This is a genomic window from Limimaricola variabilis (assembly GCF_034371605.1).
Classification (GTDB): domain Bacteria; phylum Pseudomonadota; class Alphaproteobacteria; order Rhodobacterales; family Rhodobacteraceae; genus Limimaricola; species Limimaricola variabilis.
Genome location: NZ_CP139691.1, coordinates 2,962,635 through 2,983,132 on the forward strand (window position 1 = coordinate 2,962,635; position 20,498 = coordinate 2,983,132).

16 protein-coding genes are annotated in these 20,498 nt (G+C 68.2%); 9 read left to right on the forward strand and 7 right to left on the reverse strand.

Features of this window, described 5'->3' with window-relative positions; genetic code table 11:
- The first annotated feature begins 72 nt into the window (after positions 1–72).
- Complete coding sequence (locus tag T8T21_RS14830; protein ID WP_183474819.1) at positions 73–1,104, forward strand: ABC transporter permease; 1,032 nt, start codon at positions 73–75, stop codon at positions 1,102–1,104.
- 10 nt (positions 1,105–1,114) lie between these two features.
- Positions 1,115–2,170, forward strand: a complete 1,056-nt coding sequence (locus T8T21_RS14835; RefSeq protein WP_322336148.1) for a quaternary amine ABC transporter ATP-binding protein — start codon at positions 1,115–1,117, stop codon at positions 2,168–2,170.
- A 300-nt stretch (positions 2,171–2,470) separates the two neighbouring features.
- On the opposite strand, the gene T8T21_RS14840 is transcribed toward T8T21_RS14835, so the two are convergent.
- The 6 genes from T8T21_RS14840 to T8T21_RS14865 all read right to left on the reverse strand — a co-directional run bounded on the left by T8T21_RS14840 (position 2,471) and on the right by T8T21_RS14865 (position 10,985).
- On the reverse strand, positions 2,471–3,760 hold the full coding sequence (locus T8T21_RS14840) for a PQQ-dependent sugar dehydrogenase (protein WP_322336149.1): 1,290 nt from the start codon (positions 3,758–3,760) through the stop codon (positions 2,471–2,473).
- A gap of 129 nt (positions 3,761–3,889) precedes the next feature.
- Positions 3,890–4,447 carry a c-type cytochrome gene (locus tag T8T21_RS14845; protein WP_322336150.1) on the reverse strand — a complete coding sequence of 186 codons (558 nt, stop codon included), beginning with the start codon at positions 4,445–4,447 and terminating at the stop codon, positions 3,890–3,892.
- A gap of 197 nt (positions 4,448–4,644) precedes the next feature.
- Positions 4,645–6,387: an OFA family MFS transporter gene (locus T8T21_RS14850; protein ID WP_322336151.1), complete on the reverse strand. Its 1,743-nt coding sequence runs from the start codon at positions 6,385–6,387 to the stop codon at positions 4,645–4,647.
- A 218-nt stretch (positions 6,388–6,605) separates the two neighbouring features.
- On the reverse strand, positions 6,606–8,603 hold the full coding sequence (locus T8T21_RS14855) for a sensor histidine kinase (RefSeq protein WP_322336152.1): 1,998 nt from the start codon (positions 8,601–8,603) through the stop codon (positions 6,606–6,608).
- Positions 8,600–9,970 carry a sigma-54-dependent transcriptional regulator gene (locus T8T21_RS14860; RefSeq protein WP_322336153.1) on the reverse strand — a complete coding sequence of 457 codons (1,371 nt, stop codon included), beginning with the start codon at positions 9,968–9,970 and terminating at the stop codon, positions 8,600–8,602. The genes T8T21_RS14855 and T8T21_RS14860 overlap by 4 nt, the downstream gene beginning before the upstream one ends.
- Before the next feature lie 103 nt (positions 9,971–10,073).
- Positions 10,074–10,985, reverse strand: a complete 912-nt coding sequence (locus T8T21_RS14865) for a LysR substrate-binding domain-containing protein (protein ID WP_322336154.1) — start codon at positions 10,983–10,985, stop codon at positions 10,074–10,076.
- Positions 10,986–11,146: 161 nt separating this feature from the next.
- Here T8T21_RS14865 and T8T21_RS14870 point away from each other — a divergent pair, with 161 nt between their 5' ends.
- A complete protein-coding gene (locus tag T8T21_RS14870) occupies positions 11,147–12,121 on the forward strand; it encodes a sodium-dependent bicarbonate transport family permease (RefSeq protein ID WP_322336155.1) in 975 nt (324 codons plus the stop codon).
- 72 nt (positions 12,122–12,193) lie between these two features.
- On the opposite strand, the gene T8T21_RS14875 is transcribed toward T8T21_RS14870, so the two are convergent.
- Positions 12,194–12,847 carry a GntR family transcriptional regulator gene (locus tag T8T21_RS14875; protein ID WP_322336156.1) on the reverse strand — a complete coding sequence of 218 codons (654 nt, stop codon included), beginning with the start codon at positions 12,845–12,847 and terminating at the stop codon, positions 12,194–12,196.
- Between the two features lie 123 nt (positions 12,848–12,970).
- Between T8T21_RS14875 and dctP the strand changes: the two genes are divergently transcribed.
- From dctP to T8T21_RS14905, 6 genes are all read left to right on the forward strand, one after another.
- On the forward strand, positions 12,971–13,951 hold the full coding sequence (gene dctP / locus T8T21_RS14880; RefSeq protein ID WP_183474828.1) for a TRAP transporter substrate-binding protein DctP: 981 nt from the start codon (positions 12,971–12,973) through the stop codon (positions 13,949–13,951).
- A 53-nt stretch (positions 13,952–14,004) separates the two neighbouring features.
- Complete coding sequence (locus T8T21_RS14885; protein ID WP_322336157.1) at positions 14,005–14,553, forward strand: TRAP transporter small permease; 549 nt, start codon at positions 14,005–14,007, stop codon at positions 14,551–14,553.
- Positions 14,553–15,872: a TRAP transporter large permease gene (locus T8T21_RS14890; RefSeq protein ID WP_183474830.1), complete on the forward strand. Its 1,320-nt coding sequence runs from the start codon at positions 14,553–14,555 to the stop codon at positions 15,870–15,872. Before T8T21_RS14885 ends, T8T21_RS14890 begins: the two co-directional genes overlap by 1 nt.
- Positions 15,869–17,125, forward strand: a complete 1,257-nt coding sequence (locus tag T8T21_RS14895) for a malonyl-CoA decarboxylase (protein ID WP_322336158.1) — start codon at positions 15,869–15,871, stop codon at positions 17,123–17,125. Before T8T21_RS14890 ends, T8T21_RS14895 begins: the two co-directional genes overlap by 4 nt.
- 2 nt (positions 17,126–17,127) lie before the next feature.
- Positions 17,128–18,630, forward strand: a complete 1,503-nt coding sequence (locus T8T21_RS14900) for a malonate--CoA ligase (protein WP_322337502.1) — start codon at positions 17,128–17,130, stop codon at positions 18,628–18,630.
- A gap of 399 nt (positions 18,631–19,029) precedes the next feature.
- A complete protein-coding gene (locus T8T21_RS14905) occupies positions 19,030–20,496 on the forward strand; it encodes an efflux RND transporter periplasmic adaptor subunit (RefSeq protein ID WP_322336159.1) in 1,467 nt (488 codons plus the stop codon).
- Positions 20,497–20,498: the final 2 nt, after the last annotated feature.

The following is a 20,498-nucleotide window of genomic DNA, read 5'->3' on the forward strand; positions in this document are numbered from 1 at the left end:
GGCGGCCCGCGCCGCCCCTTGTCATGTTCTTTGAAGCAATAACAAGGCGGTAACCGCCGGGAGAGAGCCTTGATGGCGACCTATGATTTCGTGTTCGACGGGCTGGGCCTGCGCGAGTGGTGCGGCGGCGACGACGCCGGAGGCGGGCTGATGTCGATGGACGCGCTCTTGAGCGAGACCAGCGGCGAAGCGACCGAGGTATCGGCCTGGGACACGCCCTTCCCATCGCTCGACGCGCTCAACGAGGCCTGCCCGGCCATGCCGCAATCGCGCGACCTGACCTCCGGGCTCGAGAACGGCTTTCTCGCCATCAAGGACGGGCTGCAGGTGGTGGTCGACCCGCTGACCCAGCCGCTGAGCTGGGCGCTGACCAACGCGCTGTGGCTGATGCAGGCGGTGCCGTGGTGGCTGATGATCCCGATCCTGATGATCGTCTCCTTCGCGGTGGGCCGTTCGCTCAAGCTGGCGGGGCTGGTCGGTCTCTCTTTCGCCTTCCTCGCTTTCATCGACTACTACGACTACACCATGCAGACGCTGGCGATCATCTTCGTCTGCGCCTTCATATGCGTGCTCTTCGGGGTGCCGATCGGCATCGCCATGGCCCGCAACGACAAGGTCCAACGCGGCATGATCCCGGTGCTCGACATGCTCCAGACATTGCCGCCATTCGTCTATCTGATCCCGCTCATCTTCCTGTTCTCGGTGACCGAGCCCAAGCTCTACGGCATCGCGATCATCCTCTATGCCATCGTGCCGGTGGTGCGCCTGACCGACCTCGGCATCCGCATGGTCGACAAGGAGGTGATCGAGGCCGCCGACGCCTTCGGCATGACCGAGCGCCAGAAGCTGTTCGGCGTGCAGATCCCGCTGGCCCTGCCGAACATCATGGCCGGCGTGAACCAGACCATCATGATGAGCCTCGCCATGGTCGTCATCGCTTCGCTGGTCTCGGCGCCGGGTCTGGGTGTGCTGGTGCTGCGCGGTATCCGCAGCCTCGAACTGGGCGTGGGCCTCGTCTCCGGCTTCGGCATCGTGCTGCTGGCGATCATCCTCGACCGGGTGACCAAGGCGGCGCTGGCCCGCATCAACGCGTCGCAGCACTGAGGAGACGGACATGACCGACGAGATCAAGATTTCGATCCGCAACCTCTACAAGATCTTCGGCGACGCGCCCGAGAAGGCGCTTGGCCATGTCCATGCGGGGATGAGCAAGGCGGACCTGCTGGAGCAGGAGAACCACGTGCTGGGCCTCAACGACATCAACGTGGACATGCCCGCGGGCAAGACCACGGTGATCATGGGCCTGTCGGGCTCGGGCAAGTCGACGCTGATCCGCCATCTCAACCGGCTGATCGAACCCACCGCGGGCGAGGTGCTGGTCGATGGCGACAACATCCTGACCTACAACGCCCGGCAGCTGCGCGACCTGCGCCAGCACCGCATGTCGATGGTGTTTCAGAAGTTCGCGCTGCTGCCGCATCGTACGGTTCTGGAAAACACCGGCCTTGCCCCCTCCATCGAGGGCAAGAAAACGCGCGCCTATGCCGACGAGGCTACCAAGTGGCTCGACCGGGTCGGGCTGCAGGGGCTGGGCGACCAGTATCCCCATCAGCTCTCGGGCGGGATGCAGCAGCGTGTCGGGATCGCCCGGGCGCTGACTTCGAACTCGGACATCATGCTGATGGACGAGGCGTTCTCGGCGCTCGACCCGCTGATCCGGACCGACATGCAGGACCTGCTGATCGACCTGCAGGCCGAGCTGCACAAGACCATCGTCTTCATCACCCACGACCTCGACGAAGCGCTCAAGCTCGCCGATCACCTCGTGATCCTCAAGGATGGCTTCGTGGTGCAGCAGGGCGAGCCGCAGCACATCCTGCTGAACCCGGCGGATCCCTACATCGAGGACTTCGTCGGCGACATCAACCGCGCCCGGGTGCTGCGCACCCGCTCGGTGATGGAGAGGACCGAAGCGCCGGTCGAGGGACTCGACGGCGAGGTCGACCACGACGACACGCTGGAATCGGTGATCTCGATGGCCGAGGGGGACACCAACCGCCATTACCGCGTCATGCGCGAGGGGCGGCAGGTCGGCGTGCTGCACATGCGTGATCTCGTCCGTGCCCTGGTGCCGTCCGAGCGCGGCACCGATCGGGCGCTCGCCTCCTGAGGCACGCCACCCCGCGTCCCGGGTCACCGGGGCGCAGGCCGTCACACCTAGGCGCGAATTGCGGATGCCGACAAGTCGCGGCATGGCTGGTCCAGCCATGATGGGGGACTTGCAGTTTCCTATAGGCGATACGCTTCACGGCCACGCTCGCCGGCCCAAGATAGTTCCGGAGCTGGGGAAGGCCGGGCAGGGGCCGCGTCTTGGAACGGACCTCGGCAACTCCTGCGTGTGATCGGGCGTCGCTACGAGTGAGCTGTCCGCAAGGAAAAACGCGCCGCCCGAAGGCGGCGCGTTTCCCCGTTACTGGGGGGTGAGCTTGTGGATCATGCCCTCGTCGACCGCCGCATAGAGGCTGCCATCGGGGCCCATCACCACCGAGCGGAACCGCCCGGCATCCATCGGCAGGGTCATCTCGGTCACATCCGTTACGGCGAGATCGTCGTCGAGCTGGATGACGTCGATGCGCTGGCCGATCGGCGTGCCGCCGAAGCCGATGCCCATGATGCCGACCACCAGCGCGCCGTCCCAATCGCCCCACTGCTCGCCGGTCAGGAAGGCGGCCGAGGACGTGCCCTGCGACCAGCCGTTGTTGTCCCAGATCGGGGGCATGGCGTCGGGATAGGTCTCGAAGTCGGTCATCGGCATGAAGGCTGCCCGCTCGTAGCGGTTCATCCCTTCCATCTGGTTCGGGGAATAGCCGCAGTAGTCATCCGGGCAGTCGTCGCGACCGGCCATGTTGGGGCGCGGGTCCCAGCCGGCATTGCCGCCGTTCTGGAGCACCGTGATCTCGTCCGAGTGCCAAGGGCCATGCTCGGCGACGATCGGGGTGTTGGTGCCCGGGTGGAAGGCGATGCCCTGCACATTGCGGTGGCCATAGGTGTAGGTGCGGTCGTCGAAACCCTCGGGCGGGTTGTTGTCGGGCGCAGCGTTGCCGTCGGTATCGATGCGCAGCACCTTGCTGCCCATCAGCGTCGGGCTCTGCGGGATCTCCTCGTTATGGTTGTCGCCGGTGGTCAGGTAGAGGAAGCCATCACCGGGGTTGAAGCGTACCCGGCCGCCGTTATGCGCGCCCGGCCCACCGAAGGGGTGGTCGCTCGCCTCCATCTTGTAGGGCACGTCGTCGACGATGTCGGTGCGATCCGCCACGGCGGTGAAGTCCTCGTTCACGGTGAGTCGCATCAGCCGGTTGGTGTGCGGGTCCGACATGTTCGAGGCCGAGTAGACATAGATGCGGCGGTTCTGGTCGAACTCCGGATCGATCGCCACGCCGTTCATGCCGGCCTGCCCCTCGCAGAACAGGTCGTCGAAGGTTTCGGGATACCCCTCGACCCCGCCCATGCCGAGCAAGGGATTGACGGTGCCGTCGGACATGCGAACCGAGAGGCCCTTGCATTTCTCGGTGAAGAACATCGTGCCGTCATCGAGGAAGGCCATGTCCCACGGGTTCTCCAGCCCTTCGAGCACCACCTCGTGCTGCAGGCTCGAGGTATTGGTCCCGGTCTGCGCGACGGCCGTCGTGCCGAAGACCAGAGCGCCAGCGATAACCGGGATGAGCCCGGGCATCGCGGTTCTGCTTTTCAATCGTGTCATCTCTTCTCCTCCCTGAGATTTCCGACAGGTCTTCGCCTGATCGGTAGTTATGAAACTAGGTCGATCCGACGGGCGCGCCGCCAAAAATGGCGTAGCGCCCGCGTGTTGCCCCGCGCCCGGGGCGTGCGATCACTCGATCCCGGTCGCGATATAGGCCGCGACATTGGCGATATCGTCATCCGAGAGCTTGGCCGCCACCGGCATCATCAGCGCCGAGTTCGGGCCCACCTTCTCGCCGTCGCGGTACTGGTGGAGGCGCGAGGCGAGGTAATCCGCATCGTTGCCCGCGAGCTTCGGAAAGCTCGCCATGCCCTGCGCCTTGGGCCCGTGACAGGCGCGGCAGACCTTCTTGTAGAGACCTTCCCCGGCCTTGAGATCGGCGGCGGCGACGTCGACGCCGGACCCTTCCGTCTCTCCCTCTGCATTGGCCTCTTGGGACCCGCCCTCGGCGGCGGTGCGGCAGGCGGTGTACTCTTCCTGCGAGACCATCCCGTCCTCGTCGAGATCCATTTCGGCGAATTCGGACGCGTGCCGGGCCTCGGCATCATCCCCGTCTTCCGGGGCATAGTCGGGGGTGCAGAACGTTGCCTCGGCAGGGTTGCTCTCGGTGTCGTCCTGCTGCGCCGCTGCCGGCAGGCTCAGCCCGAGGGCGAGCAGGGCGGCGGGGCCGATGGTGAATTTGAACAAGTGAACCTCCTCCTGACAGTGTCAGCCGCATCCGTCGGTGGTGCAGCCAGTCCGTAATGGGACATAGAACGGGAGCGGAGCCCGGACAGGCGCCGCGTGTATGCGGGGTCGCGCCAATGGCCGGCCCGCATGGCACAACGAAAAAGGGGCCGCGCCATCGGCGCAGCCCCCAAGGGTTCGGCGTTACACCGGATCGCTCATTCGCCCGGAACCGCACGCATGTCCGTCTCGGGGGCGCGGTAGTGATGCTTCTCGCGCACCGGGCGCATGGCCAGGTTGGCGAAGAAGGCCACAACCAGCAGCGCCGCCATCACGTACATCGTGGTGTTGTACAGGCTCGGCGTCGGGTCGATCGTGCCCTCGGGCGCGATCTCCATCAGCCGGGCGATGGTCACGGTCTTGGCGGCGACGAGCTGGTCGATCTGGTCGAGCCCGGCGCCGAACTTCTCCGCGAAGGCGGCCGGATCGACGCGGGCCGCGAGATCCGCGATCGCCGATTTGACCGACATGTCGCGCAGGCTCGTGATCGCCAGCGGGCCGAGCACGCCCGCGGTCGACCACGCGGTCAGCAGACGGCCGTGGATGCCGCCAACATGCATGGTGCCGAACATGTCCGCCAGGTAGGCCGGGATCGTCGCGAAGCCGCCGCCATACATGGTGAAGATGATCATGGTCGCGACGTAGAAGCCGATCAGCCAGAGGATCGACGGGTCGGTCGCGGTGGCAGAGGCGAAGAACGGGATCGACATGTAAAGCGCCGCGCCCAGCACGAAGAAGATCGTGTAGGTGGTCTTGCGGCCGATATAGTCGGAGGTCGAGGCCCAGAAGAACCGACCCACCATGTTGAAGACCGAGATCATCAGCACGTAGGTTGAGGCGAAGGCGGCGGTGACGATCAGCGGCATGGAGGTGCCGTAGATCTCGCTCATCATGGTCTTGGCGACGCCGATCACGCCGATGCCGGCGGTCACGTTGAAGCATAGCATGATCCACAGCTGCCAGAACTGCGGCGTCTTCATCGCCTGGTCGATATGGACGTTCGAACGGGTGATCATCCCGGCAGAGGCCGATTCCGGCTTGGGCTGCCAGCCCTCGGGCTTCCAGTCCTTGGCCGGCACGCGGAAGCCGAAGGCGGCGATGATCATGACGATGAAGTAGCCGATGCCGAGCGTCAGGAAGGTGGCGCTCGCCCCGGTGTCACCGGTGCCGACGGCGTAGAGACCGTTGGCGACCACGCCCTCGATCTGCCCTGCCTGCGCGGCGGTGGCGGTCACGGCCTCGACCAGCGTGCCGTTCTGCTCGACGAACAGGCGGCCGTTCTCGGTCACGGTCTCGACTTCACCGGCCATGCCCAGCAGGGTCGGCGCCTCGGAATAGAGGCCGAGCAGCCAGGACTTGAGCGGGGTGGCGATGATCGCGCCGCCGCCGAAGCCCATGATCGCGAGGCCGGTGGCCATGCCGCGACGGTCGGGGAACCAGCGGATCAGGGTGGAGACCGGCGAGACGTAGCCGAGGCCGAGGCCGCAGCCGCCCAGCACGCCGTAGCCCAGATAGACCAGCCAGAGCTGGTGGCTGGCGATGCCGAGCGAGCCGACCACGAAGCCGCCGCCCCACAGGCAGGCCGACAGCACGCCGACCATGCGCGGTCCGACCTTCTCGAGCCACTTGCCGCCGAAGGCGGCGGCGAGGCCGAGGAAGACGATCGCCACGGAGAAGATCCAGACCACCGAGGAGAGCGACCAGTCGTCGCCCGCGGCCGCCACGACGCCGAGCTCGCGGGTCAAGGGCGGGTTGAAGACCGACCAGGCATAGACCGAGCCGATGCAGAGGTGGATCGCGATGGACGCGGGGGGGACCAGCCAGCGGTTGAAGCCGGGCTTGGCCACGATGTTGTCCTTGTGAAGGAAGCCCAGCGGCCCCTTCGCATCACTCAAGCTCATTGATGTCTCCTCCCAGAGTCGCGGCAGCCGCCCGCCGGGAGGCGCCGTCATGGCGAGGATGCTTGTAACGCGCCCCTTGCGCTGTCAAGAAAAATGCATAAATGAAACAATGACTTAGATGGACATTCTGTCTTCCTGTCTGGATCCTGATGCGTCCGAAGTGGACATTTTGTCCCGACGCCGCCCGAAGGCAGGCACGGCTCGGGTCAGCTGGTCCCTCACGACGCCGTGGCGACCGGCAGGCGGATCGTGAAGCGGCTTCCTTCGCCGGGCGTGCTCTCGGCAAGAAGCGTGCCACCGGCCTGCGTCACCAGGGTCTGGCTGATCGACAAACCAAGCCCGGTGCCGCGGCTGCGCTTGGTGGTGAAGAACGGGTCGAACACCCGCTCCAGCACCTCCGGCGCGATCCCCGCGCCGGTATCGGAGACCACGATCTCGACCCAGTCCTTTTCTTCCTGATGCGCTTCATGCGCGGCGATCCGCAGCGTGCCGCCATCGGGCATGGCATGGATGGCGTTGACGATCAGGTTGATCAGAACTTGGACCAACTCGCCACGGTCGATGGTCACCCGCGCCTGCGTCGTCAGGTCGGTGACGATGTCGATACCGGACATGCCGGACTGATGTCGGGCCAGCGCCAATGCATCGCTGACCGCGGCGCTTGCCTCGAAGCTCTCGCCGCCGGGGGCATAGTCGCCCGGTCGGGCGAACTGCAGCAGCTTGGCGACCATCGCCGAGATCCGGTGCACCTGCGCGTCGATCAGGTCGAACTCCGTCTTGACCGCGCCGGCGGCCTCGGGCGGCAGCATCTCGCGCGCGACGTCGAGATTGCCCTGGATCACCGCGACCGGGTTGTTGATCTCATGCGCGACGCTGGCGGTGATCTCGCCGACGGCGGCGAGCTTTTCCGACAGGACGAGCTGCCGCGTCGTCTGCTCCAGCCTTGCATTGGTCTCGCGCAGGTCGCGAGTGCGGGCCTCGACCTCGCGTTCCAGCGCGGCGGCCCAGTCGCGCAGCCGCGCGTCGCGCTCCTGCACCTGGTCGAGCAAGGTGTCGAGATGGCCTGCGACCTGGCCGATCTCGTCCGGGCCATGGGTCTCGATGCGCGCCTGCAGGTCGCCCGCCTCGACCCGTGCCATGGTCTGCGTCATGCGTTCGAGCGGCAGGAAAATCCGTCCCGCCCAGCGCAGGAACAGCGGCACGGTGACGGCAAGAACCGCGAGCAGTGACAGCAGCACCGAGAGCAGCGAGTTTGCCCGCGCCGCCGAGAAGGGGGCCTCGAGAAAGCCGACATAGAGCATGCCGACCGCCTCGCCATGGCTGTCGAGGATCGGCTCGTAGGCCGAGACGTACCAGTCGTTGACGACGAAGGCGCGGTCGAGCCAGGTCTCGCCATTGCCGAGCACCCGCTCGGAGACTGCCTCCGAGACACGGGTGCCGAGCGCGCGCACGTTCTCGAAGAGCCGCACATTGGTCGAGACTCGCACGTCGCCCAGAAACAGCGTCGCGGTGCCCCGGCTGCCTTCGGGCAGGGAGCGGTCGCGGTAGACCAGGTCGTTGATCGTGTCGATGAACCCAAGATTGCGGTTGAGCAGCACGCCCCCCACCAGCGCCGCGCGGCCACCCCCGGCAAGCGCGACCGGGGCTGCGGCATGCACCATCATGCCGCGATCCTCCTGCAGCCGGTCTGTCGGCCGCGCGGCGGCGGTGGGGACGAGCGGGATCGCCGCCCGCTCGGCCAGATCCGGCGATAGCGCGGCGAGCGTGTCGGGGGCGAAGAGATCGACCGCGCTCATCGCGCGCCCTTCCAGCGCCGCCGCGATCACCGGCCAGTCCTCGGCGGGCAGGATCGCGTCGAAGCGCGACAGCCCGCCGGGCCGGGCAAGAAACAGGAAATCGAAGCCGAGCGCCTCGCGCCGCGCGGCAAGGAAGGCCTGCGCCGAGGGATCGCGGGCGATGGCGCTGGCGAACTCGGTCGAGCGGCCCAGCGCGTCGAGCCGCTCGGCCGCGTTCTCGAGAAGCCGCCCGAGATACTGATCGGCGATGGTCAGGTCCGAGTTCACCTTGACGATCAGCAGCTCGTCGAGCCGGTCCGACCAGCGCAGCACGCTGACCCCGATGAACAGCGGCAAGAGCACCAGCATCGGCAGCAGCGCGATCGCCAGCAGCCGCGCGCGCACCGACCGCGCGAAGATGCCGAAAGGGCGCAGGGTCACAGCCCCCAGGCCGCGCATTTGCGGTCGATGGTCTTGCGGCTGACGCCGAGCCGCCGGGCGGCCTCGGCGCGGTTGCCACCGGTCGCCTCGAGAGCCGAGAGGATCTCGCGACGCTCGACATCGTCGAGCGGTTCGATCGGGCCACTGGGCGGTGGGTTGAGCTGTTCGACCGGAAAGCGCCCGAAGATCAGCGCGCGTTCGACGAAATTGCGCAGCTCGCGGATGTTGCCGGGCCAGTCGTGGCGCAGGATCGCGGCGCGCGCGGCGGCGTCGATGTCGATCCCCGGCAGGCCGAGCTGCGAGGACAGTTCCGTCACGAAGAGCCGGGCGAGATCGACGGTGTCGGCACCGCGCCGCCGCAGTGGCGGCATGTTGATCTCGAGCACGTTGACGCGGAACCACAGATCCTCGCGGAAGCGGCCGGCCGCGACCTCCTCGGGGAGGTTCTTCGAGGTGGCAAACACGAGGCGGATGTCGAGCGGCCGCTCCCGCTCGCTGCCCACCGGGCGCACGGCCCGATCCTCGATCACCCGGCGAAGCGCGGTTTGGGCCGAGGCCGAAAGCTCGCCGATCTCATCGAGGAACACCGTGCCGCCCTGCGCCGACACGAGCAGCCCCTCGCGCGGGGCGTCGGCGCCCGGAAAGGCGCCGCGGGTATGGCCGAACAACTCGATCTCCAGCATGTCGGCGGGGATCGCCGCGCAATTGACCGGCACGAAGGGACCGGCCGCGCGCTCGGACAGGCCGTGCAGGTGCCGCGCTGCCACCTCCTTGCCGGTGCCGCTCTCGCCGGTGAGCAGAACCGGGCTCGGGACGCGGGCGACGCGCTCCAGCATCTGCCGCACTTCCTCGATCTGCGGCGAGGCGCCGATCAGCCGGGCCCGGCGGGAGCGGCCCGGATCGCCGGTGGCCAGCTCATGGCGCAGCAGCGCGTTCTCGCGGCGCATGGCGGCCAGCTCGACGCAACGCCGCACCGCATTGAGAAGCTGGTTCGAGCGGAAGGGCTTGAGCACGAAATCCACCGCGCCGGCGCGCATCGCCTCGATCGCCGTGTCGAGATCGGCGAAGGCGGTCATGATGATCGTGTCGCTCAGGCTGCCGCGCCGCCGCTGCTCGGCCAGCCATTCCAGCCCCGAGCGGCCGGGCATGCGATTGTCGAGGATCACCACGTCGAAGAGCTGCCGCGCGGTCAACGCATCCGCGGCCTCGGCGCTGTCGGCCTCGACCACCTCGCGGCAATGCGGCGCCAACGTCTTGACGAGGAAGTTGCGCATGCCGGGCTCGTCGTCGACGACGAGCAGCCGCGCGGTGGCGAGGCGCGCGGTCAGCCGCGCGGCCTCGGCGATGTCGCCTTCAGTCTTATCCAAGAACCGTCCTCCCCGAGGCGCGATCATCGGCGCTCGCAGGGCGGAGATCAATCCGGGGCGCGCGCACGGGGCGGCGCATGGGGAAGGGAGGCTTCAGCGCGGTTCAGGCGGATTGGGCGAGGCGGCCTTGGGCGACTTCGGCCAAGGCGGCGGCCAGAGCCTCGAATTCGGGCTGACGATCGCCACGAACCCGCGTCACAAGAGCGATGGTGCGGCGGGCGTGGTGCGAGACGATGCGGCGCAGCATGATGTCGGGGCCGCGCTTGGCTGCGTCGAGCGCGTAGAGGCTGGGCAGGATCGCCACCCCGGCGCCGGTCGCGGCCATGGAACGGATCGCGTCGAGGCTGGTGCCCTCGTATTCCTCTGAGATCAACCCGCCCGCCTCGGCCGCCAGCGCCGCCACCATCCTTGCGAGGCGGTGGTTGCTTCCCAAGGTGAGGAACAGCCTCGCGCCGATCTCGGCCGGGCGGACCGGACCGCTCCCTCGGGCGAGCGGGTCGTCGGCCGCCACCGCCGCGTAGAGCGCCTCTTCGGCCACGGGCAGGCTGATCGTGCCGGGGTGATCCTCGGGCGTCGACAGCACCATGTCGAAGCGCCCGGAGCCGAGCCCTTCCTCGAGCTCGCGCGTCGCTTCCTCGCGCACCATCAGCCGCAGATCCGGATAGCTCGCATGTAGCGCCCGCGTGGCTTCCGGCAGGAGATAGGGTCCGACGGTCGGCAGCACGCCGAGTCGCAGTCGTCCCGGCATCGCGCCGCCGGCCCGGCTCACCGCGCGCAGATCTTCCATGTCGGCCAGAAGCCGCCGCGCCCGGCGCACCACCTCCTTGCCGATGGGGGTGGGGTTCGCGCCGCCGCGGCCGCGTTCGAAGAGCCGCGCGCCCAGGCTCGCCTCGGCTTCGGCCAGCTGGGCCGAAAGGCTGGGCTGGCTCACGCCGAGGATCTCGGCCGCGAGGCCGAAGCGGCCGGTATCGGCCACGGTCACGATGTACTGCAGCTGTCGCAGGGTCGGGCGCATGAGCATAGCCAATAACTATCCAATGCATCGTATCTATATATTTGAGCGATGTCCGGCAATGCGGGAAGGGAGCGCCATATCGCTGCGCCCTCGAAGGACATCGTCATGCGCCACACGACTTGCCTGCCCGGTATCGCTTCTCTCGGCGGGGAGGGCTGAGCATGGACAGCTTCTTCGCTCTGGCGACCTCCAACCTGCTCGCCCCGACGATCCTGTGCTTCGCGCTCGGCCTCGCGGCGGCGCTGGCGCGCAGTGACCTTGCACTGCCCGAGGCGGCGGCCAAGGGGATCTCGATCTACCTGCTCTTCGCGATCGGCTTCAAGGGCGGCGCGGCGGTCTCGGCGCATGGCTTCGAGGCGCGGCTCGCGCTGACCCTGCTGGCCGGAACCATGCTTTCCTTTGCCCTGCCGCTGGTGGCCTGGACGATCCTGACGCGGTTCAGCCGGGTCGACGCCACCAACGCCGCCGCCATCGCCGGGCATTACGGATCGATCTCGATCGTCACCTTCGTCGCCGCCACCAGCCTGCTGGAGACGCGCGGTCTGCCGCCCGAGGGCTACATGGTCGCGGTAGCCGCCGCGATGGAAGCGCCTGCGATCATTTCCGCTCTCTGGCTTGCCGCCCGCCGCGCAGGGCCGGGCGAGACCGGTCCGGGGCTCCTGCGCGAGGTGCTGCTCAACGGCTCGATCGTGCTGCTGGTAGGCGCCTTCTTCATCGGGCTGGCCTCGGGGCCGAAGGGTCTTCTGGATCTGTCGAGCTTCATCGTCGCCCCCTTCACCGGCGTGCTCTGCCTGTTCCTGCTGGACATGGGGCTGGTCGCGGGCCGCAGCCTGGCGGGCAGCCGGGGCAAGCTTCCCGCGCGGCTGCTGGCCTTCGGGTTGCTGATGCCGCCGCTCGGCGCCGCCATGGGCCTCGCGCTCGCGCTGCCGCTCGGCCTGTCGCTCGGGGGCACGGTGCTGCTGATGACACTGGCGGGTTCGGCCTCTTACATCGCGGTGCCGGCGGCGATGCGCGTGGCCCTGCCGCGTGCCGATGCAGGGATCTCCCTGACGCTGGCCCTTGGGATCACCTTCCCGTTCAACCTCGTGCTGGGCATCCCGCTCTACCTCGCGGCCGCCAGCTTCGCGCTGGCCTGATACACCGCTCGACCCATGGCGCGGCCCCGTGCGGGGGCCGCGTCGATCCGAAGAGATCGCCCGGACCGCCGGTCAGCCGGTCTCCCGCAGCCCGGCCATCAGATGGCGAAACTTCTCGCCCTGGATCGCCACGTGGTCGCGAAGCAGCGCCGCCGTCCGCTCCGCCTCACCCTCTCGCAGCGCGGCGACGATCTCGCGATGCTCCTGCATCGACTGTGCGATGCGACCGCGCAGATGCAGCTGGGTGCGCCGGAACGGCTTGAGCCTGCGATGCAGTCGGATCGCCTCACGCTCCAGAAAGCCGTTGCCGGACTGCGCGTAGATCAGGTGATGGAAGCTCTCGTTCTCGCGGTAGTAGCCGTCGATGGCGCCCGCCTCCATCGCCGCGTGGCAGCGCTCGTTGACCCGGTCGAGTTCGTCCAGCGCCTCGTCCGAGATCCGCCGCGCGGCGAGCCGCCCGCAGGCCGCTTCCAGCTCTGCCATAACCTCGAACATCTCCAGAAGCTCGATGGTGCCGATCTCGCGCACGAAGACACCGCGGCGCGGATGCTGCTCCACCAGCCCTGCCGCGGCGAGGCGTTGCAGGGCCTCACGGACCGGCGTGCGCGACACCTCGTGCTCGTCGGCGAGGCGGGTCTCGTCGAGCCGGGTGCCCGGCGCGAAGCGGCCGCGCAGGATCTGGTCCTCGAGCGTCTCGGCGATCCGGTCGCTGCGGCTGCCGCTCATCCCCCGTCCCTTCGCACATGCAGAATGTTGTTTCTTGTATACGAGAGCTTGACACCGCATGCAATCCTGCGCAGCGTGACGCGGCGTCGGGCGGGGAGGCTTGGCGCACAGGGAGGAGACACCATGAAGAAATCCATGCCGCTCGCCGCGGTCGCGGTCATGCTCGCACCGCTCGCCGCCGGGGCCGAGACGCTGCGCCTGTCGCATCAATGGGCCGAGGGCGACGTCCGCCATCAGGTCGCGCAGATGGTCGCCGACGAGGTGGCCGCCGCCGATGTCGATCTGGAGATCCAGATCTTTCCGAACCAGACCCTGTTCAAGGCACGCGAGCAGTACACGCCGCTGTCGCGCGGCCAGCTCGACATGACCGTGCTGCCGCTGAGCTATGCCGGTGGTCAGCAGCCGGCCTACAACCTGACCCTGATGCCGGGTCTGGTGCGCAACCTCGAGCACGGCGACCGGCTGTCGAAATCCGAGTTTGGCGACGCGATCCGCGAGGTTATGGCCGAGGACGACGTGATGGTGCTGGTCGACGGCTACCTCGCCGGCGGCTTCGGCTCCAACAAGGGCTGCATCACCGCGCCCGAGGACGTGCAGGGCGTGACGATCCGCGCCGCCGGCAAGAGCTTCGAGGAGATGCTGGCCGGGGCAGGGGCCTCGATCGCCTCGATGGCCTCGTCCGAGATCTACCCGGCGCTGCAGACCGGCGTGCTTGACGCGGCGAACACCTCGTCTGAGAGCTTCGTGAGCTATCGTCTCTACGAACAGCTCAAGTGCTACACGCCCGCCGGCGATACGGCGCTGTGGTTCATGTACCAGCCGATGATCATGAACAAGACCACCTTCGAGGAGCTGACCGAAGAGCAGCAGGCTGCGCTGATGGCGGCGGCCGAGAAGGCCGAGGCCTATTACCTCGCCGAGGGCAAGAAGGGCGACGATCTGGCGCGCGAGACCTTCCGCGAAGCCGGCGTCGAGATCGCGGAGATGACCGAGGAAGACTTCAACGCCTGGCGCGAGCTGGCCAAGGAGACCGCCTTCAAGGTGTTCGTCGAAGAGACGCCGAACGGTCAGGAGCTGCTCGACAAGGCACTGGCCGTCGAGTGAGAGCGACCGGCCCCGGCGCAGGCCGGGGCCATCCCCATTCCCGAGGACATTCCATGACCGACACGACCCGGCGGGCCGAACCCGCCGCGATCCGCGCGATCGGCCAGCTCTCGACCCTGTGCGGGGTCGTGGCCGCCTTCATGATCTTCGCCTCCGTGCTGATCACCTGCCAGATGATCTTCCTGCGCGCCGTGATGGGCCGCTCGACCGTGTGGCAGACCGAGGCCGTCATCTACCTAATGATCGGTGCGACGCTGCTGGGTTTGCCCTATGTGCAGAAGCTGCGCGGCCATGTCGGCGTCGATCTTGTGCCAGGGCTCCTGCCCGCCGGGGCACGCCGGGTGCTGGCCACCATCGTGCTCGGCGCGACGATCGTGATGATCGGGCTGATGCTGTTCTATGGCTGGGAGATGTTCCACCTCGCCTGGGAACGCAACTGGCGCTCGGAAACCGTCTGGGGCGTGAAGCTGTGGATTCCCTATCTCGCCGTGCCGCTCGGCTTCGCGCTCTTCGCGCTGCAGCTGGTGGCCGATCTCTGGGCCGTCGTCACCGGGCATGACGACGTCGATCCGACCGTCGCGCCCGAAGACCGGAGGCACTGATGGAACCGCTTACCCTCGGCGCGCTGGTTGCGCTGTTCACCGTGCTGGTGCTGTTCTCGGGCATCTCGGTCGGCACCGGCCTTCTGGTGGTCGCCACCGGCTTTCTCTTCATCGTCGACGGCGCCCGCTCGCTCGAGGCGCTGCCCGAGCTGTTCTTCGGCGAGCTGAACAGCTTCGCGCTGCTGTCGATCCCGATGTTCATCATCATGGGCGCCGCCATCTCGTCCTCGCGCGCGGGCCCCGATCTTTACGAGGCGCTGGAGCGCTGGCTGACCCGCGTGCCGGGCGGCCTTCTGGTGTCGAACCTTGGCGCCTGCGCGCTCTTCGCCGCGATGTCGGGCTCGAGCCCCGCGACTTGCGCGGCGATCGGCAAGATGGGCATCCCCGAGATGCGCAAGCGCGGCTATCCCGACGAGGTGGCGGCCGGCTCCATCGCCGCGGGCGGCACGCTGGGCATCCTGATCCCGCCCTCGGTGACGATGATCGTCTACGGCATCGCGACCGAGACCTCGATCGGCCGCCTGTTCCTCGCGGGCGTCATCCCCGGCCTGCTGCTGACGCTTCTCTTCATCGCCTGGTCGATCTTCGACACCTGGCGGCGGGGCGCGGCGGGCGTGGCGCTTTCGGGCATCACCTATAGCTGGCGCCAGAAATTCGAGATCCTGCCGCGCGTGCTGCCTTTCCTCGCGATCATCGTGGGCGTGCTCTACGCGCTCTATGGCGGCATCGCGACGCCCTCCGAGACGGCCGCCGTCGGCGCGCTTTTGTGCATCATCGTGGTGATGATCATCTACAAGATGGTGCAACCCAAGGCCCTCTGGGCGATCCTGCGCGACAGCACCCGCGAGAGCGTGATGATCCTGTTCATCATCGGCGCGGCGGGGGTGTTCTCCTTCATGCTGTCCTCGCTGTTCATCACCCAGTCGGTGGCGGCCTGGATCGGCGGGCTCGAGGTCAACCGCTGGGTGCTGATGGCGATCGTCAACCTGTTCCTGCTGGTGGCGGGCTTCTTCCTGCCCCCGGTGGCCGTGATCCTGATGTCGGCGCCGATCCTGCTGCCGATCATCATCGCCGCCGGCTTCGACCCCTACTGGTTCGCGGTGATCGTGACGATCAACATGGAGATCGGCTTGATCACCCCGCCGGTGGGTCTCAACCTCTACGTCATCAATGGCATCGCGCCGGACATCTCGCTCAAGAAGGTGCTGTTCGGTTCGCTGCCCTTCGTCGGCTGCATGGTCGCGGCCATCGTCATCCTGTCGGTCTTCCCGGGTCTGGCGACCTGGCTGCCCGACTTCGTCATGGGGAAAGCGATATGAGCCTGCTGTCGGACGTCCTCTCGACCATCCTCGAACGCCGCTACCCGTGGCAGCCGGCGCGCGAGGCCGACCCGCGCTCCGACGCGGCGCTGATCGCGGACCTGCTGTCGAACGCGGGTGAGATCTCGGGGCTGACCTCGGCGCGCGAACTGCTAGAGCGCTACGCCGCCAAGGACGACGCGGCCAAGATCGCCTTCTTCGCGCATCTGGCCGAGGAGCTGGACATCGACCCCGAGACGGTGCGCACCGCGCTCGACGCCTATGAGGCCAAGCCCGGGCCCAAGACCTACCGCGCCTTTCTCGAGGCGGCCGAGCCGCCCCGGCAGGAATTGGTGCGCCGGCTCAACCGGGTGCCCGGCGCCACGGCGCGGCTGGTCGCGATGCGTGCCGACCTGCTGCGGCTCTTGAAGCGAGACGATCCGCGCGCCGCGCTCGATCAGGATTTCCGACACTTGTTCCAGAGCTGGTTCAACCGGGGCTTTCTGGTGCTGCGCCCGGTGAGTTGGGAGAGCCCGGCGCAGATCCTCGAGAAGATCATCGCCTACGAGGCGGTGCACGCGATCGACAGCTGGGACGATCTGCGCCGCCGGGTCGAGCCGACCGACCGGCGCTGTTTCGCGTTCTTTCACCCGGCGATGCCGGACGAGCCGGTGATCTTCGTCGAGGTGGCGCTGACCCGGGGCATCCCCGGCTCGATCCAGGAGGTTCTGGCCGAGGACCGCGACGAGGTCGAGGCGGCCGAGGCTGACACGGCCGTGTTCTACTCGATCTCGAACTGCCAGTCGGGGCTGGCAGGGATCTCGTTCGGCAATTCGCTGATCAAGCAGGTGGTGGCCGATCTGTCGGCCGAGCTGCCGGGGCTCAAGACCTTCGTGACGCTGTCGCCGATCCCCGGCCTGCGCCGTTGGATGGATGCCGAGGCGATCGACCCGACCACGCTCGACGACGAGGCGCTCAGGCGCACGGCGGCGCGCTATCTGCTGACCGCCAAGCGCGAGGGCGGCATGCCGCTCGACCCGGTGGCCCGGTTCCACTTGGGCAACGGCGCGCAGCTGCACGCGGTGCATGCCAATGCCGACATCTCGCCCAAAGGCCGCGCCGAGAGCTGCGGCGCGATGGTGAATTATCTCTATGACCTGGGAAAGATCACCCAGAACCACGAAGGCTTTGCCAAGCGGCAGGAGGTGGCGGCATCGGATGCGGTACGCGGCCTTCTCCCCCGCAACGGGCGGGCACGCAAGGAAGGGGCATGAGCATGGCCAACCCGCTCTACGACACGCTGTTCGGACGCCATGAGGGCCGCGATACGCCCTTCCTGGTCTCGCGCGAGGGGCGCGTGACCAGCCATGCCGAGTTCCTCGCCCTGGCGGCGCGGATCGCCCATGCGCTGGTCGATGCGGGGCTCAAGCCCGGCGACCGGGTCGCGGTGCAGGTGGAGAAATCCCAGCAGGCGCTCGCGCTCTATGCCGCCTGCGTGCGGGCTGGATTGGTGTTCCTGCCGCTCAACACCGCCTACACGGTCGAGGAGCTGAGCTACTTCATCGAGGATAGCGGCGCGCGGCTGGTGATCTGTGACCCGGCCCGCGAGGATGGTCTGGCGCCGCTCTGCGAGCGGCTCGGGGCGCAGATCCTGACGCTCGGCGCCGACGGTCATGGTGGGCTGATGGCGCAGGCGGCACGGCATGAGGACCGCTTCGAGACCGTCCCGCGCAACGAGGACGACCTCGCGGCCTTTCTCTACACCTCGGGCACGACGGGACGCTCCAAGGGCGCGATGCTGACCCAAGGCAACCTTATCTCCAACGCCGTGACGCTGGTCGAGCACTGGCGCTTCAGCGAGGACGACGTGCTGCTACACGCGCTGCCGATCTTCCACACCCACGGGCTGTTCGTGGCGACCAACGTGATCGCGGTGTCGGGCGCCTCGATGATCTTCCTGCCGAAATTCGACCTCGACGCGTTGATCGAGCTGATGCCCAAGGCCACCTCGATGATGGGGGTGCCGACCTTCTACACCCGGCTTCTGGGCGATGCGCGGTTCACCCGCGAGCTGACCGAGAACATGCGGCTCTTCATCTCGGGCTCCGCGCCGCTTCTGGCCGAGACGCATGTCGAGTTCGAGAAGCGCACCGGCCACCGGATCCTCGAGCGGTACGGCATGACCGAGACCAACATGAACACCTCCAACCCCTATGATGGCGAGCGGCGCGCCGGCACGGTCGGCTTCCCGCTGCCGGGCGTCGAGCTCAAGATCACCGATCGCGAGACCGGTGAGGAGCTGCCCCAAGGCGAGGTCGGCCTGATCGAGGTGCGCGGGCCCAACGTGTTCAAGGGCTACTGGCAGATGCCAGAGAAGACCAAGGCCGAGCTGCGCGAGGACGGCTTCTTCATCACCGGCGATCTGGGGCGGATCGACGAGGATGGCTATGTCTCGATCGTCGGGCGCGACAAGGACCTGATCATTTCGGGCGGCTACAACATCTATCCCAAGGAAATCGAGCTCCTGCTCGACGAGCAGCCCGGTGTGCTCGAGAGCGCAGTGATCGGCGTAAAGGATGCCGATTTCGGCGAAAGTGTGGTCGGCGTGCTGGTGCCGCGCCCGGGTGCCGAGATCGATCCCGAGGCGGTGATGGCGGCGATGCAGGGCAGCCTCGCGCGGTTCAAGCAGCCGCGCCGGATCGAGATCGTCGACGAACTGCCGCGCAACACCATGGGGAAGGTCCAAAAGGCGCTGCTGCGCGATCGCTTCGGCGGCTGAGCCTGACGCCGCCGCTACAGGTAGCGCATATGATACCGGCAGGGGGCGGTTTCGGCGCCCCCCTGCCGTTCCAGCGCGAGGCGACCGAACCCGCGCGGTGAACGGAATGCCTCCCGATCGGGCAGGCGCGGGGACGAATTGTCGTCGTCTGTCCCGGTGTTCGGCGCTTGCGACAATTCGCGACAATTCGATCTTGGCCAGCCAAACGACCCTCGCCTAGTCCTCGGGTAACGCTGGCCGTCGCGCCGCCGCCACGCCCGTGGCGACGCCGCCCTGAACCGCCGCCGGCTTCCGCAGTCAGGACGCGCACCCCATGTCGCCAATTTGCCGAACGCCCGCCGGACCCCGAAACGCCTCCTCTGATCACGCGATTGCCACGTCCTTCGGGAGGGGGCGGTCATGATCCCGATGCTGCGCCTGCTTCTGGTCCTCGCGGTCATGGCCGCATCTTCGGGGTTTGCCGTCTGGCAAGCCAAGCGTCTCGACGCGGTGCTGGCACCTGACGAGGCAGCCGCGTCGGGCCGTCCCGGTAGGCCGGGACGCCGCACCGAGCCCGGCGCCGCCGCGGTTGCGCTGGCTACGACGGCGCTGTCTCCGGTCACGCCGGTCTCCACCGCCTATGGCCGTGTCGTCGCGCCGCGCACGGTCGAGATCGCGCCGGCCGTCACCGGCCGCGTCGCCTGGGTGGCCGAAGGGCTGCGCGACGGGGCCCGGGTCGCGGCGGGAGAGCTGCTGCTGCGCATCGACGATAGCACCGCCCGCACCGCGCTCGCCGAAGCGCAGGCCACCCGCGCCGCCGCCGAGACCGCGCTGACCGATGCCCGGCGCCGGATCGGCGAGCTGGAGGCGGAGATGGCGCTGCTGGAGGAAGTGGCGGCGTTGCGCGCGGCCAATCTCGAACGCGTCGGCGCGCTGGCGCAGAGCGGAGGGGTCGCAGCCTCCACGCGCGACGACGCCGCCGCGCAGGCGCTGGGCGCACGGCAGAGCGTCGCCGCGCAGGCCGCCCAGATCGCCGCTGCCGAAAGCGAAGTGCGCCAAGGCGAGATCGCGCTCGAGCACGCCGGGCTGACGGTGGAGCGGGCCGAGCGTACGCTCGAGGATCACGAGCTGCACGCGCCGATCGGCGGGCTCTATACCGGCGCGGTGCCGGTCGCGGGGCAAAGCGTCACCGCTGCCGCGCTGGGCCAGATCACCGATCTCGACGCGCTCGAGGTGCGGGCGGAGCCGACCCGCAGCACGCTGGCGCGGCTGAGCGACGAGACCGGCGCGCTGCTGCCGCTCCCGGCCGAGATCGAGGCGCCGGGCGGTGGTCTCGCGCAGGGCCGGCTCGACCGGCTCAGCCTCGAGACCGGGAACGACGGCACCACGCGCGGCATCGCGGTGCTGCGCGTCGAGGCGGGCGGCTGCGCCTGCCTGCAGCCCGGCGATTTCGTCGAGCTGCGCATCGAGGAGCCGTCGCACGAGGCGGTGGCCGTGCCGCATGACGCGCTCTCCGCCGACGACACGCTGCTGGTGGTGGACGAGACCGGCCTGCTCGACCGCGTCGCGGTCGAGGTGGAACGGCGCACGCCCGATGCCGCCATCCTGACGCCCGACGCGGCGGGGCTGCGCTACGTGGTGGCCCCGACGCCCGAGCTGATCGCCGGCGGACGCATCGCGCTTCCCGAGACGGCGGAGCGGGTGGAGAGCCCGGACGAGGCGGAGATGGTCGACCTCGACCCACCGACCCGGGCTCGGCTGTTGGCCCGGCTCGAGGCCGGGGAGGGGCTGCCCGCGCCGCTGCGAGCGCGGATCGAGAGCGCGCTCGAGACCGGCGCCGCGCCGGCGGCGATGCTCGAGCGGCTCGACCGCGTGTCGGAGAACTGACC

Coding starts and splice junctions, on each gene's coding strand:
- T8T21_RS14830 (WP_183474819.1), top strand. CDS start 73: ATGGCGACCTATGATTTCGTGTTCGACGGGCTGGGCCTGCGCGAGTGG.
- T8T21_RS14835 (WP_322336148.1), top strand. CDS start 1,115: ATGACCGACGAGATCAAGATTTCGATCCGCAACCTCTACAAGATCTTC.
- T8T21_RS14840 (WP_322336149.1), bottom strand. CDS start 3,760: ATGACACGATTGAAAAGCAGAACCGCGATGCCCGGGCTCATCCCGGTT.
- T8T21_RS14850 (WP_322336151.1), bottom strand. CDS start 6,387: ATGAGCTTGAGTGATGCGAAGGGGCCGCTGGGCTTCCTTCACAAGGAC.
- T8T21_RS14865 (WP_322336154.1), bottom strand. CDS start 10,985: ATGCGCCCGACCCTGCGACAGCTGCAGTACATCGTGACCGTGGCCGAT.
- T8T21_RS14870 (WP_322336155.1), top strand. CDS start 11,147: ATGGACAGCTTCTTCGCTCTGGCGACCTCCAACCTGCTCGCCCCGACG.
- T8T21_RS14875 (WP_322336156.1), bottom strand. CDS start 12,847: ATGAGCGGCAGCCGCAGCGACCGGATCGCCGAGACGCTCGAGGACCAG.
- dctP (WP_183474828.1), top strand. CDS start 12,971: ATGAAGAAATCCATGCCGCTCGCCGCGGTCGCGGTCATGCTCGCACCG.
- T8T21_RS14885 (WP_322336157.1), top strand. CDS start 14,005: ATGACCGACACGACCCGGCGGGCCGAACCCGCCGCGATCCGCGCGATC.
- T8T21_RS14890 (WP_183474830.1), top strand. CDS start 14,553: ATGGAACCGCTTACCCTCGGCGCGCTGGTTGCGCTGTTCACCGTGCTG.
- T8T21_RS14895 (WP_322336158.1), top strand. CDS start 15,869: ATGAGCCTGCTGTCGGACGTCCTCTCGACCATCCTCGAACGCCGCTAC.
- T8T21_RS14900 (WP_322337502.1), top strand. CDS start 17,128: ATGGCCAACCCGCTCTACGACACGCTGTTCGGACGCCATGAGGGCCGC.
- T8T21_RS14905 (WP_322336159.1), top strand. CDS start 19,030: ATGATCCCGATGCTGCGCCTGCTTCTGGTCCTCGCGGTCATGGCCGCA.